General features: G+C 54.9%; 13 protein-coding genes and 1 tRNA gene. 8 read left to right on the forward strand and 6 right to left on the reverse strand.

Annotation, left to right across the window (positions count from 1 at the left end; all coding sequences use genetic code 11):
• Nucleotides 1-20: 20 nt before the first annotated feature.
• The 5 genes from queF (at nt 21) to xni (ending at nt 6,436) form a co-directional block, all read left to right on the forward strand.
• Nucleotides 21-863, forward strand: a complete 843-nt coding sequence (gene queF, locus DD597_RS18835) for an NADPH-dependent 7-cyano-7-deazaguanine reductase QueF (protein WP_023314759.1) — start codon at nt 21-23, stop codon at nt 861-863.
• Nucleotides 864-979: 116 nt separating this feature from the next.
• Nucleotides 980-2,344 carry a nucleotide 5'-monophosphate nucleosidase PpnN gene (gene ppnN, locus DD597_RS18840; RefSeq protein ID WP_058647836.1) on the forward strand — a complete coding sequence of 455 codons (1,365 nt, stop codon included), beginning with the start codon at nt 980-982 and terminating at the stop codon, nt 2,342-2,344.
• Between the two features lie 504 nt (nt 2,345-2,848).
• Complete coding sequence (locus DD597_RS18845) at nt 2,849-4,138, forward strand: HAAAP family serine/threonine permease (protein ID WP_003862749.1); 1,290 nt, start codon at nt 2,849-2,851, stop codon at nt 4,136-4,138.
• Nucleotides 4,139-4,200: 62 nt separating this feature from the next.
• Nucleotides 4,201-5,568, forward strand: a complete 1,368-nt coding sequence (locus DD597_RS18850; protein ID WP_003862751.1) for an L-serine ammonia-lyase — start codon at nt 4,201-4,203, stop codon at nt 5,566-5,568.
• A gap of 112 nt (nt 5,569-5,680) precedes the next feature.
• A complete protein-coding gene (gene xni / locus DD597_RS18855; RefSeq protein ID WP_003862753.1) occupies nt 5,681-6,436 on the forward strand; it encodes a flap endonuclease Xni in 756 nt (251 codons plus the stop codon).
• A gap of 57 nt (nt 6,437-6,493) precedes the next feature.
• Here the strand turns inward: xni and rlmM are convergent, their stop codons facing one another.
• The 4 genes from rlmM to DD597_RS18875 all read right to left on the reverse strand — a co-directional run bounded on the left by rlmM (nt 6,494) and on the right by DD597_RS18875 (nt 9,517).
• A complete protein-coding gene (gene rlmM, locus DD597_RS18860) occupies nt 6,494-7,594 on the reverse strand; it encodes a 23S rRNA (cytidine(2498)-2'-O)-methyltransferase RlmM (protein ID WP_003862754.1) in 1,101 nt (366 codons plus the stop codon).
• A complete protein-coding gene (locus DD597_RS18865) occupies nt 7,587-7,982 on the reverse strand; it encodes a DUF423 domain-containing protein (RefSeq protein WP_003862756.1) in 396 nt (131 codons plus the stop codon). The genes rlmM and DD597_RS18865 overlap by 8 nt, the downstream gene beginning before the upstream one ends.
• A 39-nt stretch (nt 7,983-8,021) precedes the next feature.
• The gene (gcvA, locus tag DD597_RS18870) at nt 8,022-8,939 is read right to left on the reverse strand and encodes a glycine cleavage system transcriptional regulator GcvA (protein WP_003862758.1); all 918 of its coding nucleotides are present in this window, start codon (nt 8,937-8,939) and stop codon (nt 8,022-8,024) included.
• Between the two features lie 350 nt (nt 8,940-9,289).
• Entirely contained in the window at nt 9,290-9,517 is a 228-nt protein-coding gene (locus DD597_RS18875) for a YgdI/YgdR family lipoprotein (protein ID WP_003862759.1), read from the reverse strand.
• 191 nt (nt 9,518-9,708) lie between these two features.
• Between DD597_RS18875 and csdA the strand changes: the two genes are divergently transcribed.
• The gene (gene csdA, locus DD597_RS18880) at nt 9,709-10,914 is read left to right on the forward strand and encodes a cysteine desulfurase CsdA (RefSeq protein WP_022651789.1); all 1,206 of its coding nucleotides are present in this window, start codon (nt 9,709-9,711) and stop codon (nt 10,912-10,914) included.
• Nucleotides 10,914-11,360 carry a cysteine desulfurase sulfur acceptor subunit CsdE gene (gene csdE, locus DD597_RS18885; protein ID WP_003862762.1) on the forward strand — a complete coding sequence of 149 codons (447 nt, stop codon included), beginning with the start codon at nt 10,914-10,916 and terminating at the stop codon, nt 11,358-11,360. Before csdA ends, csdE begins: the two co-directional genes overlap by 1 nt.
• Here csdE and tcdA read toward each other — a convergent pair.
• Nucleotides 11,351-12,157: a tRNA cyclic N6-threonylcarbamoyladenosine(37) synthase TcdA gene (gene tcdA, locus DD597_RS18890; RefSeq protein ID WP_006811804.1), complete on the reverse strand. Its 807-nt coding sequence runs from the start codon at nt 12,155-12,157 to the stop codon at nt 11,351-11,353. The genes csdE and tcdA overlap by 10 nt on opposite strands.
• A gap of 75 nt (nt 12,158-12,232) precedes the next feature.
• A complete protein-coding gene (gene mltA / locus DD597_RS18895; protein ID WP_003862765.1) occupies nt 12,233-13,330 on the reverse strand; it encodes a murein transglycosylase A in 1,098 nt (365 codons plus the stop codon).
• Nucleotides 13,331-13,538: 208 nt separating this feature from the next.
• Here mltA and DD597_RS18900 point away from each other — a divergent pair.
• A tRNA-Met gene (locus tag DD597_RS18900) sits at nt 13,539-13,615 on the forward strand.
• The last annotated feature ends 183 nt before the right edge of the window (nt 13,616-13,798 follow it).

Below are 13,798 nucleotides of genomic sequence, written 5' to 3' on the forward strand. Positions count from 1 at the left end.
CTGTAAAGTGGCTATGAAACATGTCTTACGAAAATCATCAGGCGTTAACGGGCTTAACGCTGGGAAAATCGACCGATTACCGCGACACCTACGATGCAAGCCTGTTGCAGGGCGTGCCGCGCAGTCTGAACCGCGATCCGCTCGGGCTGCACGCTGACGCGCTGCCGTTTGTCGGCGGCGACATCTGGACGCTGTACGAACTCTCCTGGCTGAATGCGCGCGGTCTGCCGCAGGTGGCCGTGGGCCACGTCGAGCTGGATTACGCCAGCGTAAACCTGGTCGAATCCAAGAGCTTTAAGCTCTATCTCAACAGCTTTAACCAGACCAAATTTAACAGCTGGGACGAGGTGCAACAGACGCTTGAACGTGATTTAAGCGCGTGCGCGCAGGGGAACGTAACCGTCTCGTTATACCGTCTGCATGAGCTGGAAGGTCAGCCCATCGCCCATTTCCACGGCACCTGCATCGACGATCAGGACATTGAGGTGGAAAGCTATGAATTTAGCAGCGACTACCTGGAAAACGCGGCGGGCGGAAAAGTGGTCAACGAGACGCTGGTCAGCCATCTGCTGAAATCCAACTGCCTTATCACCCATCAGCCGGACTGGGGCTCGGTACAGATCCAGTACCGCGGCCCGCAGATTGACCGTGAAAAGCTGCTGCGTTACCTGGTGTCATTCCGTCATCACAACGAATTCCACGAGCAGTGCGTGGAGCGCATCTTCAACGACATCCAGCGTTTCTGCCAGCCCGAAAAGCTGAGCGTTTACGCCCGCTACACCCGTCGCGGCGGCCTGGATATCAACCCGTGGCGCACCAATAGCGATTTTGTGCCTGCCACCGGACGACTTGTGCGCCAGTAAGATAAATATTTTCACAATATGCGGGCGGTATTCCGCCCGAAGTGTTGTGAAACGTCATAAGCCAGGGCTATTGTAATCAACAGGGAAAGACGATAATCGTCCCATAAGGAGCTCACTTGATTACACATATTAGCCCGCTTGGCTCTATGGATATGTTGTCGCAACTGGAAGTGGACATGCTTAAACGCACCGCCAGTAGCGACCTTTATCAACTGTTTCGTAACTGTTCACTTGCCGTACTGAACTCCGGAAGCCTGACCGACAACAGTAAAGAGCTGCTGTCCCGCTTCGAAAGTTTTGATATCAACGTGCTGCGCCGCGAGCGCGGGGTGAAGCTCGAAGTGATCAACCCGCCGGAAGACGCTTTTGTCGACGGGCGTATTATTCGCTCACTTCAGGCCAACCTGTTTGCCGTGCTGCGCGACATTCTGTTTGTTAACGGACAGATCAGCAATGCCGGACGTTTCCAGCATCTTGACCTGGAAAGTTCCGTTCATATCACCAACCTGGTCTTCTCCATTCTGCGTAACGCCCGTGCCCTGCACGTGGGCGAAGCGCCGAACATGGTCGTCTGCTGGGGCGGTCACTCAATTAACGAAACCGAATACCTGTATGCCCGCCGCGTAGGGACGCAGCTCGGCCTGCGCGAACTGAATATCTGTACCGGTTGCGGTCCTGGCGCGATGGAAGCGCCGATGAAAGGCGCGGCAGTAGGACACGCACAGCAACGCTATAAAGAAGGCCGTTTTATCGGCATGACCGAGCCATCGATCATCGCTGCTGAGCCGCCTAACCCGCTGGTTAACGAACTGATTATTATGCCGGATATCGAAAAACGTCTTGAGGCGTTTGTCCGTATCGCGCACGGCATCATCATCTTCCCGGGCGGCGTAGGCACGGCGGAAGAGCTGCTTTATCTGCTGGGGATCCTGATGAATCCGGCCAACAAAGATCAGGTTCTGCCGCTGATCCTGACCGGCCCGAAAGAGAGCGCCGACTACTTCCGCGTGCTGGACGAGTTTATCGTGCATACGCTGGGCGAAGATGCGCGCCGTCACTACCGCATTATTATTGACGATGCCGCAGAAGTGGCCCGTCAGATGAAAAAATCGATGCCGCTGGTGAAAGAGAATCGTCGTGATACCGGGGATGCCTACAGTTTTAACTGGTCCATCCGTATCGCACCGGATCTTCAGATACCCTTCGAGCCGTCGCATGAGAACATGGCGAACCTCAAACTCTATCCGGATCAGCCGGTGGAAGTGCTGGCTGCCGACCTGCGTCGCGCCTTCTCTGGCATCGTGGCGGGGAACGTGAAAGAGGTAGGGATCCGCGCAATTGAAGAGTTCGGGCCGTATAAGATCCACGGTGACCCGGAGATGATGCGCCGCATGGATGACATGTTGCAGGGCTTTGTCGCTCAGCACCGCATGAAGCTTCCAGGCTCTGCCTATATTCCGTGTTACGAAATCATCAAGTAAAGCGACATTTCTCTCCTCTCAAGCCGGATCGTCATCCGGCTTTTTTATTAGTGATGCAATTCATAGCGATCTTCAATGTTATTAACAAATCTGACGCCTGCGCAAACGATTACCTCGTTTTTGAAACCGTAAATAATCAGCCTTAATCGAAATTACCCGCCAGAAAATCCTAAAATCCCATTTCTTTACAGCGAAAGACACCTATCTCGCGGGTCGACCTTTTCGAAAACATGTCGTTAATGGTAGCCTTCGCGCCCGTAAATTCTCTTTGATGTTTTTTTAACAGATAAATGGTCTAAAGATACCCACATCACAAGTGGATTATTGCATTTGGGATCGCGATCACTGATAGATTCATAACTAGAATGTATCTTTCCGCCCGCCAATAGTTACGGGCAAAAATTATTAAAAAACCGTCACTGAACGAATTTCATATTACCGTCAGGCACTTTTTCATCGGATTTGACTAAAAACCTGACAATTTGCTTCCTCCAGGAGATACAGATGGAAACCACTCAAACCAGCACCGTTGCTTCGATTGAATCCCGAAGCGGTTGGCGCAAAACGGATACCATGTGGATGCTTGGCCTGTACGGCACAGCAATCGGCGCTGGTGTACTGTTCCTTCCTATCAACGCAGGTGTCGGCGGTATGATCCCGCTGATCATCATGGCCCTCATCGCTTTCCCGATGACCTTCTTTGCACACCGCGGCCTGACCCGCTTCGTGCTGTCCGGTAAAAATCCGGGCGAAGACATCACTGAAGTCGTTGAAGAACACTTCGGCGTCGGCGCAGGTAAGCTGATTACCCTGCTCTACTTCTTCGCGATTTACCCGATTCTGCTGGTGTACAGCGTTGCTATCACCAACACCGTTGAAAGCTTTATGATGCACCAGCTTCAGATGACCCCGCCGCCGCGTGCGATTCTGTCCCTGATCCTGATCGTCGGTATGATGACCATCGTGCGCTTCGGCGAGCAGATGATTGTGAAAGCGATGAGCGTGCTGGTGTTCCCGTTTGTTGCGGCTCTGATGGTGCTGGCTCTGTACCTGATCCCACAGTGGAACGGCGCTGCGCTGGAAACCCTGTCTCTGAGCAGCGCATCCACGACCGGCAACGGTCTGCTGCTGACCCTGTGGCTGGCGATCCCGGTGATGGTATTCTCCTTCAACCACTCGCCAATCATCTCTTCCTTCGCAGTAGCGAAGCGTGAAGAGTACGGCAATGGCGCAGAGAAGAAGTGCTCCAGCATCCTGGCTCGCGCGCACATCATGATGGTACTGACCGTAATGTTCTTCGTGTTCAGCTGCGTGCTGAGCCTCTCCCCGGCGGATCTGGCGGCGGCGAAAGAGCAGAACATCTCTATTCTGTCTTACCTGGCAAACCACTTTAACGCACCGCTGATTGCGTGGATGGCGCCGATCATCGCGATTATCGCCATCACCAAATCCTTCCTGGGCCACTACCTGGGCGCACGTGAAGGCTTCAACGGCATGGTGATTAAATCTCTGCGTGGTAAAGGCAAGACCATTGAAATCAACCGTCTGAACAAAATCACTGCACTGTTCATGCTGGTGACCACCTGGGCGGTAGCCACCCTGAACCCAAGCATTCTGGGCATGATTGAAACCCTGGGCGGCCCGATTATCGCGATGATCCTGTTCCTGATGCCGATGTACGCGATTCAGAAAGTGCCTGCGATGCGCAAATACAGCGGCCATATCAGCAACGTGTTCGTTGTTGTGATGGGCCTGATTGCCATCTCCGCTATTTTCTACTCGCTGTTCAGCTAATACCTCCTGCGCCGTCTGCGGACGGCGCACTTCTCCCCTCTGACTGAAGCAATGGACGCATCATGATTAGCGTATTCGATATCTTCAAAATCGGTATTGGTCCTTCCAGCTCTCACACCGTCGGACCAATGAAAGCCGGTAAACAATTCACGGATGACTTGATTGCACGCGGCATTTTGCACGACATCACCCGCGTGGTTGTCGATGTATATGGTTCCCTTTCCCTGACCGGTAAAGGCCACCATACCGATATTGCCATTATCATGGGGCTGGCGGGTAATCTGCCGGATACCGTTGATATTGATGCAATACCTGGCTTTATCCAGGACGTGAACACCCACGGTCGTTTGCTGCTGGCGAACGGCGAGCATGAGGTTGAATTCCCGGTTGATCACTGCATGAATTTCCATGCGGATAACCTGTCGTTGCACGAGAATGGCATGCGCATTACCGCGCTGGCCGGCGACAAAGCGGTTTACAGCCAGACGTATTACTCCATCGGCGGCGGGTTTATCGTCGACGAGGACCATTTTGGTCAAAGCACCAATTCTGCTGTTGATGTGCCGTACCCTTACAAAAACGCGGCCGACTTACAGCGTCACTGCCAGGAGACAGGGCTTTCTCTCTCCGGCCTGATGATGAAAAACGAGCTGGCCCTGCACAGCAAAGAGGAACTGGAACAGCACTTCGCTAACGTCTGGGAAGTGATGCGCAGCGGCATTGAGCGCGGGATCACCACCGAAGGCGTGCTGCCGGGTAAACTGCGTGTTCCGCGTCGTGCGGCTGCGCTGCGCCGCATGCTGGTCAGCGCCGACAAAACCACCACCGATCCGATGGCCGTCGTCGACTGGATCAACATGTTCGCGCTGGCGGTGAACGAAGAGAACGCCGCGGGCGGCCGCGTCGTCACCGCACCAACCAACGGGGCGTGCGGCATTGTTCCGGCGGTCCTGGCGTATTACGACAAGTTTATCCGTGAAGTGAACGCAAACTCACTTGCACGCTACCTGCTGGTCGCCAGTGCGATTGGCTCACTGTACAAGATGAACGCCTCAATTTCTGGCGCGGAAGTAGGCTGTCAGGGTGAAGTGGGCGTAGCCTGCTCTATGGCGGCGGCGGGTCTGGCCGAATTGCTGGGCGCAAGCCCTGCGCAGGTTTGTATCGCGGCGGAAATCGGCATGGAACATAACCTGGGGCTGACCTGCGATCCGGTCGGCGGACAGGTCCAGGTGCCATGCATCGAACGTAACGCCATCGCCTCGGTGAAAGCAGTGAACGCGGCCCGTATGGCGCTGCGTCGTACCAGCGAACCGCGCGTCTGCCTCGACAAGGTTATCGAAACCATGTACGAAACCGGCAAAGATATGAATGCCAAATACCGCGAAACCTCCCGCGGTGGCCTGGCGATGAAGATCGTCACCTGCGATTAAGCCTCTCAGGAAGCCTCGTTTTGCGAGGCTTCTTCCTGTTTTCCCCACCATTCATAGTTTCATGCTGCGCTCAGTGTTACCCTTCACCCATTAGACAGAAGGGAGATTATCTGTGGCCGTTCATTTGCTTATCGTCGATGCTCTTAACCTGATTCGCCGTATTCATGCGGTACAGGGCACACCCTGCAAGGACACCTGTTTACACGCGCTGGAGCAGCTTATCCGCCACAGTGAACCCACCCATGCGGTCGCGGTTTTTGATGACGAAGCCCGCAACACGGGCTGGCGGCACCAGCGCCTGCCGGACTACAAAGCCGGGCGTGCGCCGATGCCGGACGATCTGCACGCAGAAATGCCCGCTATCCGCGCGGCCTTTGAGCAGCGCGGCGTTCCGTGCTGGGGCGCCCACGGTAATGAGGCTGACGATTTAGCCGCAACGCTGGCGGTTAAAGTCGCGAGCGCCGGACATCAGGCGACTATCGTTTCAACCGACAAAGGCTACTGCCAGCTGCTCTCCCCCACTATCCGTATTCGCGACTATTTTCAAAAACGCTGGCTGGACGCGCCGTTCATTGCCAGCGAGTTTGGCGTATCGCCTGAGCAACTGCCGGATTACTGGGGGCTGGCGGGGATCAGCAGCTCTAAAGTGCCGGGTGTCGCCGGTATTGGACCCAAAAGCGCCGCACAGCTGCTGACGGAGTTTCAGAGTCTGGAAGGGATGTACGCCCGGCTGAACGAGGTGCCGGATAAATGGCGCAAAAAGCTGGAGGCGCATAAAGAAATGGCGTTTATCTGCCGGGAGGTGGCGACGCTACAGACGGATTTACAACTGGACGGGAATTTACAGCAGTTAAGGTTAGAGCGTTAAAACAACTACACGATTTTGTAGGCCCGGTAAGCGCAGCGCCACCGGGCGTTACAAACGTTATCGCTCGTCGCGACGCCCCCCCACGGCCGCCCACCAGCGACGGATATGCACCGTCACTTCTTCGCGGTCGTGATAAAGCTGACGCGCCTGGATTTCCGCGTTAATCCCGTGTTCATCCAGCTGCTGCTGAATGTAGGCCAGGTTCTGCGACACCTCCTCATAGCGCTTTTTCATCGGCAGCTTGAGGTTGAAAATGGTCTCGCGACACCAGCCGTTCACCAGCCAGGAGGCCATCAGCGCGGCCACTTTCGCCGGTTTCTCAACCATGTCGCACACCATCCAGGAGATGTTGTTGCGGTTCGGGCGATAGCGGAAACCGTCTTCACGCAGCCAGGTGACCTGTCCGGTGTCCATCAGGCTTTGCGCCATTGGGCCGTTATCAACGGACGATACCCACATGTTGCGTTTCACCAGCTGATAGGTCCAGCCGCCCGGGCACGCGCCAAGGTCGACGGCATACATGCCGTTTGCCAGCCGTTCGTCCCACTCGTCCGCCGGGATAAAGACGTGAAACGCCTCCTCCAGCTTGAGGGTTGAACGGCTCGGCGCATCTGCCGGGAAGCGCAGACGCGGGATCCCCATAAAGAACGGCGAGTTATTGGTGGTATACGAGTAGCCTGCGTAACAACATCCTGGCGCAATAAAGAAGATATGCACGACTGGGCGCTTTGGCGTTTCGTAGTTTGTCAGCACACCCGCATCACGCAGCGCCGCGCGCAGCGGCACGGTGAACTTACGGCAGAACTTCATCAGCTCTTTGCTTTCGTTGGTGTCGGCCACTTCCACGCGCAAATCGCCGCCCTTCTCCACCACTCCCTGCAACAGGCCAACAATCGGCGTGATGCGATCTTCCGGCGGAAGATCTTTCAGCAGTTCACCCGCGACAAACATCTGACGGGCGAAAATCAATGAGCTGAACGGCAGTTCGCGCGCCAGCTTGTCGGCATCATCAGGCTGATAGCATTCAAATACCACATAGCCCGCGTTCTCTTTGACGCGAGCGAATCCAAAGACTTCACGCTTCGCCGCTTTATCGGTGATTTCCGCGGCGCACTCTTTCTCAAACCCCGGGCGACAATATAAAACAACCTTATTCATGAACAACGCCCTTGCGTTTCAGACGGATAGCTCCGATAAACATTAACACCCAACCCGCCAGGAAGCTGACGCCGCCGACAGGTGTAACAAACGCCCACAGGCGTAAATGCGACAGCGCCAGACAGTAAAGACTGCCGCTGAACAGTACGGTACCCAGCGCCAGAAAGACGCTGCTCCAGTAAAACCAGATGCTGATGCGGCGCTGCATCGCCACCGCCAGCCCAAAAATTGCCAGCGTGTGGAACGCCTGATATTCAAGGCCGGTCTGGATCCACCCCATCTCCACAACGCCCAGAGATTTGCTTAAGACATGCGCGCCAAACGCGCCCAGAGCTACAAAAATAAAGCCACTCACCGCGGCGAAAATCAGCATGAATCGGCTGGTCATGTTTAAGTCCTGAATTGATGCGTGCCCGGCACACAAACGTTATTGTTCATACCTGAAGCGGAATTTTTCTTGCTCGCTTGCCGCTTTCGCCAGTATCCACTGCCGGAAAGCGGCTATTTTACCCAGTTCTGCCTGACTGTCATGACAAACCAGATAAAATGCATTCTTGCTGACCAGTACATCGTTAAATGGGCAAACCAGACGGCCTGCCTCAATTTCGGACTGCGCCATAACGTTGTTTGCCAACGCCACGCCCTGCCCGTGAATGGCAGCCTGTAGCACCATCGCGCTGTGGCTAAAAATGGGCCCCTGCTGCACGTTTATATGATTAAGACCTAACTGGCGGGTATAAGTTTGCCAGTCGCGACGCGACGCATCGTGCAAAAGCGTATGTTGCGCCAGATCGGCGGGCGTTTTGAGCGCTTTATCCCCCGTCAGCAGCAGCGGTGAACAGACCGGCAACAGATATTCTGCGTATAATTTTTCCACACGCAAGCCCGGCCAGTTACCGCGACCGTAAAAAATCGCCACGTCCACATCATCTGCAAGCTTGTCTTCCTGACGGTCCACTGCCTGGATTCGGACATCGATTCCCGGATAAGTTGAGTTAAAGCTTGAGAGTCGCGGCACCAGCCACTGAATGGCAAAACTGGGCAATAAACTCACAGTCAGGGCGCCTTTTGCGCTCCGGGCCTGAAGTTTGCGAGTGGCTTCCGTCAGCTGGGAAAAAATCTCTTTAATATCCTGAAAATAGCTCTGCCCCTCTTCGGTCAACAGCAACGAACGGTTGCGTCGACGGAACAGCTTAAGCCCCAGAAAATCCTCCAGAGACTTGATTTGATGACTTACTGCGGCCTGTGTCACAAAAAGCTCATCGGCTGCGCGGGTGAAGCTGAGGTGGCGTGCTGCTGCATCAAAAACACGTAATGCATTAAGGGGTGGCAATCGCTTGGACATGGTTATCTGGCTTAGATGTTAACGAGATTTAACATATAGGAAACAACGTTTAACCTATTAGTTTTTTTTATCTGAGCCATTATAATTTGTCCGTTGAGGAACTACCAGCAAATACCTATAGTGGCGGCACTTCCTGAGCCGGAACGAAAAGCTTTTTTTGGAATGCGTGTTCTGAAGGGCTTTTGGCTTACGGTTGTGATGTTGTGTTGTTGTGTTTGCAATTGGTCTGCGATTCAGACCACGGTAGCAACGCTACCAATTTTTCACTTCCTGTACATTTACCCTGTCTGTCCATAGTGATTAATGTAGCACCGCCAACTTGCGGTGCTTTTTTTTCGCTTATCTAACTGTTAATGCTCGATTTCCTTCATCTCTTTCACGTCAGTGCGATTGATCTGCTGTTTGTTCCCGTTAGCATCTTTGTATGAAATCATCCCGGTATCATTATCGGTTGTCGGTTTCCCTTCAGAGACGATAGATCGACCATCGTTGGTATGCATTACGTAGTTATTTCCAGAACAGGCGCTCAGGGCAAAGGTCAACGCACAGGCAGAAATGATTGCAGCTGTCTTTTTCATGATTATCTCCTTTAGCAATTAATGCTATTCAAACCTCGATTTATAACAGGCTAAAACATCCGCCTAACACTATTTAGCATAACCTGCTTTTTCAGACTCGCCAGGATAAGCAGACAAATCTGATAGATATCAACTTCCTTGCCCTGCCGATGAATTTGCGCGACGATCGTAGAATCGATATGAGGAATTCCATGAACGCTTTCAGTCCTGCGCAGTTTCGCGCACAGTTTCCCGCGCTGGCCGATGCCGGCATTTATCTTGATAGCGCTGCCACGGCCCTTAAACCGCAGGCGGTGATTGAGGCAACCCGCCAGTTTTACAGCCTGAGCGCCGGGAACGTGCACCGCAGCCAGTATGCCGACGCGCAGCGCTTAACGGCGCAATACGAAGCCGCACGGGATCAGGTCGCGCGCCTGATCAATGCTGACAGCGGTAAGAACATCGTCTGGACGCGGGGCACCACCGAGGCCATTAACATGGTTGCGCAATGTTACGCGCGTCCGCTGTTGCAACCCGGGGATGAGATCATCGTCAGCGAGGCGGAACACCACGCCAACCTGGTGCCCTGGCTGATGGTGGCCGAACAAACCGGGGCACAGGTTGTAAAGCTCCCGTTGGGTGCGGACTTCCTGCCTGACGTGGCGCGTCTGCCTGAGCTGATTACGCCGCGCAGCCGTATTCTGGCGCTGGGGCAGATGTCCAACGTCACCGGCGGCTGTCCGGATCTGGCGCGTGCCATTGAGATTGCCCATGCCAGCGGCGTGGTGGTGATGGTCGACGGTGCGCAGGGTGTGGTGCATTTTCCGGCTGATGTGCAGGCGCTGGATATCGACTTCTATGCCTTCTCAGGGCACAAATTGTACGGGCCAACCGGTATCGGCGCGCTGTACGGCAAACCTGAACTGCTGGCCCGGATGACGCCGTGGCTCGGCGGCGGCAAGATGATTACCGAAGTCACCTTCGACGGTTTTAAAACGCAGGATGTGCCCTACCGCCTGGAAGCCGGTACACCGAACGTGGCCGGGGTTATTGGCCTGAGCGCGGCGCTCGAATGGCTGGCAGAAACGGACGTGGTTCAGGCTGAAAGCTGGAGCCGGGGTCTGGCGACGCTGGCGGAAGAAGAACTGAAAAAACGTCCGGGTTTTCGCTCGTTCCGCGTGCAGGACTCCAGCCTGCTCGCCTTTGATTTCGCGGGCGTGCACCATAGCGACATGGTAACGCTACTTGCCGGATACGGCATTGCCCTGCGTGCCGGACAGCACTGCGCCCAGCCGCTGCTGGCGGCTATTGGCGTGAGCGGTACCCTGCGCGCCTCGTTTGCACCGTACAATACAAAAAGTGACGTCGATGCGCTGGTTTCCGCCGTCGACCGCGCCCTGGAATTACTGGTGGATTAATGACAAGTTCAGCTTTAGCCGGACACCCGTTCGGCACCGTTATTACTGAAGAGACGTTAAAACAGACCTTTGTCCCGCTCACGCAGTGGGAAGATAAATATCGTCAGCTGATCCTGCTGGGCAAACAGTTGCCTGCACTGTCAGACGAGCTGAAATTACAGGCGAAGGAGATCGCAGGCTGCGAGAACCGCGTCTGGCTTGGGTTTAGCGTATCCGGTGAGAAACTGCATTTCTTCGGCGACAGCGAGGGACGCATTGTTCGCGGTCTGCTGGCGGTGCTGTTGACCGCAATCGAAGGGAAAAGCGCCGCAGAGCTGCTGGCGCATTCTCCGCTGGCGCTGTTTGATGAGCTGGGACTTCGCGCACAGCTTAGCGCCTCGCGCGGTCAGGGACTGATTGCGCTAAACGACGCGGTGCTGGATGCCGCCCGTCAGGCTCAGGCCTGACGTTCCGCCTTCGCCATCATCTTCTTCAGGGCGTGAGAGACCGCCACAAAGCCGAAGGAGGCGGTCACCATGGTGGCCGCTCCAAACCCTGAGGCACAATCCATCCGCTTTGGCCCTTCCGCCGTGCTTTTCATTGCACAGACCGAACCATCCGCCTGCGGATAAACCAGCGCTTCTGTCGAGAACACACAGTCCACGCCCAGCTTACCTTTACTGTTCTTCACCACGTTGAAGTCGCTTTTTAAGCGCTCGCGCAGCTTGGCAGCCAGCGGATCCTGAATGGTTTTCGCCAGATCCGCCACCTGGATCTGCGTCGGATCGATTTGCCCGCCCGCGCCGCCGGTCGTGACCAGCGGCACCTTGTAACGACGACAGTAAGCGATCAGCGCCGCTTTTGGCCGCACGCTGTCGATGGCGTCAATCACATAGCTGTAGCCTTTGCTCATGTACTCCGCGACGTTATCTGCCGTCACAAAGTCGTCGATCACCGTCACCCGGCACTCCGGGTTGATGAGACGAATACGCTCCGCCATCACCTCGGACTTCGCCAGACCGACGTTATCACGCAGGGCGTGGATCTGACGGTTAGTGTTAGTCACGCAGACATCATCCATATCAATCAACGTAATTGCGCCAATGCCGGTTCTCGCCAGCGCTTCTGCCGCCCACGAACCCACGCCACCAATGCCCACCACGCAGACATGCGCATCCGCGAACAGTTGCAGGGCTTTTTCACCATATAACCGTGCCGTGCCGCCGAAACGCTGGCGCCAGGCATCGCTGATTACCACAGACATAAAACCTCAGATGTAAAAAGGGTGAGGTATTCCTCACCCTGAACCGTAATCCGTCTTGCGCTCAGAATACCACAATCAGCCGCTGAATACGTTTCCGGTACCCGGCGCTGTCTTCAGCACCCACACGCGTCCGTAGTGGTTATACCAGCCTGCACGATGGCCGGCATCCGGGCCGATGCCCTGATAAATGTCGAAGTGCTGGCCTTTGATCGCCCCACCCACGTCCAGCGCCACCATCAGGCGTAATTCATATTTGCCGTTGAATTTGCCGTTGTTGTCGAGGAGTGGAACTTCCGCCAGCAGCGTGGTACCCGCCGGAATAATCGAACGATCCGATGCCACAGAAGCGCGGCCAATCAGCGGGACGGCGCTCGCCCCTTTCACCGGCGCAAAGTTCTGCGGTTTGAAGAAGACAAACGATGGGTTCTGCTCAAGCAGCTCACGCACTTCCGCTTCGCTGTGCTTTTCGCCCCATTCGCGGATAGCCTGCATCGACATATCTTCTCGTTTCACTTCGCCACGGTCGATCAGCACCTTACCGATGCTGCGATAGGCATGGCCATTTTTACCGGCATAGCTAAAGAAGTTCAGCGGCGAGCCGTCGCCAAAATCAATATAGCCACTGCCCTGCACGTCCATAATGAAGTTGTCCATCAGCGAGTTGCTGTAGGCCAGAACATAATTTTCGCTCAGCGCGCCGGCGTAGATCTCGGCGCGGGACGGCAGACGACCGCGTTTCGGCGGCATACGGTAAATGGGATACTGGAACTCGCCCTGGCGCGTGTGTCGCGCCTGGACAACCGGGGTGTAGTAACCGGTAAACTGGACGTTACCGTAGTTATCCGCCCCCTCCATCTGCCAGGCATCGATACCAAACTGGCGCATATTGCGGGTATCACCGCCTGCACGCAGCCAGTCCTGCACGGCACTATAAACGTTGTTCTGTGCGCCATACAGGCGCGGCGACGCTTTGCGGATCTGGTACACCTGCTCGGAGAAATCCCCGGCATTGATTGGAGCACCCACGGCATCGGGCTGGTTAACTAAAGAGAAAGGCTGGGATAATTTCCCGTCTTTATACTGTTGACCGCGATCGGTCGGTTTGGAAGAGCAGGCCGCAAGAATCGCCACCATTGCGCCTGTCATCAGATACTTCGCCCAACGTCCTTTCATTATATCTCGTCTTTTAGTTGCCCAATTCCGCGAGATGAAGATAACAAACCCACCGTGTTAATGAAATGCAATCGCCTTCCCTTTGGCAAATTCTGCACAAAAAATAGTCCAAAGTGGCTTTTGCCGTTCATTTTGCATACAAAATAATGAATTATGTGAAAAAGGGGTTGCATCACAAACCTATCCGAGTATAGTGCGCTTCCACGGACGCGGGGTGGAGCAGCCTGGTAGCTCGTCGGGCTCATAACCCGAAGGTCGTCGGTTCAAATCCGGCCCCCGCAACCAATTAAAATTTGATGAAGTATCTTCTACGACTGTAGAAGTTTTTGCGAAGTAGTTCGAATCACAGCAAGGCGACGACGCAGTGAATCCTTAGGAGCTTACTCCAGTAAGTGACTGAGGTGAACGAGGAAAGTCAACGCAGATGTGGTTTGAAATACGAAGCAAAAAGACGGACGCGGGGTGGAG

It is taken from the genome of Enterobacter cloacae complex sp. 677-3DZ2D5B (genome assembly GCF_004136695.1).
Taxonomy (GTDB): Bacteria; Pseudomonadota; Gammaproteobacteria; order Enterobacterales; family Enterobacteriaceae; genus Enterobacter; species Enterobacter hormaechei_C.

Bases quoted from the DNA above. Each gene is read 5' to 3' on its own strand.
- queF (WP_023314759.1), top strand. From the start codon at position 21: ATGTCTTACGAAAATCATCAGGCGTTAACGGGCTTAACGCTGGGAAAA.
- DD597_RS18845 (WP_003862749.1), top strand. From the start codon at position 2,849: ATGGAAACCACTCAAACCAGCACCGTTGCTTCGATTGAATCCCGAAGC.
- DD597_RS18850 (WP_003862751.1), top strand. From the start codon at position 4,201: ATGATTAGCGTATTCGATATCTTCAAAATCGGTATTGGTCCTTCCAGC.
- rlmM (WP_003862754.1), bottom strand. From the start codon at position 7,594: ATGAATAAGGTTGTTTTATATTGTCGCCCGGGGTTTGAGAAAGAGTGC.
- DD597_RS18865 (WP_003862756.1), bottom strand. From the start codon at position 7,982: ATGACCAGCCGATTCATGCTGATTTTCGCCGCGGTGAGTGGCTTTATT.
- gcvA (WP_003862758.1), bottom strand. From the start codon at position 8,939: ATGTCCAAGCGATTGCCACCCCTTAATGCATTACGTGTTTTTGATGCA.
- DD597_RS18875 (WP_003862759.1), bottom strand. From the start codon at position 9,517: ATGAAAAAGACAGCTGCAATCATTTCTGCCTGTGCGTTGACCTTTGCC.
- csdA (WP_022651789.1), top strand. From the start codon at position 9,709: ATGAACGCTTTCAGTCCTGCGCAGTTTCGCGCACAGTTTCCCGCGCTG.
- csdE (WP_003862762.1), top strand. From the start codon at position 10,914: ATGACAAGTTCAGCTTTAGCCGGACACCCGTTCGGCACCGTTATTACT.
- tcdA (WP_006811804.1), bottom strand. From the start codon at position 12,157: ATGTCTGTGGTAATCAGCGATGCCTGGCGCCAGCGTTTCGGCGGCACG.
- mltA (WP_003862765.1), bottom strand. From the start codon at position 13,330: ATGAAAGGACGTTGGGCGAAGTATCTGATGACAGGCGCAATGGTGGCG.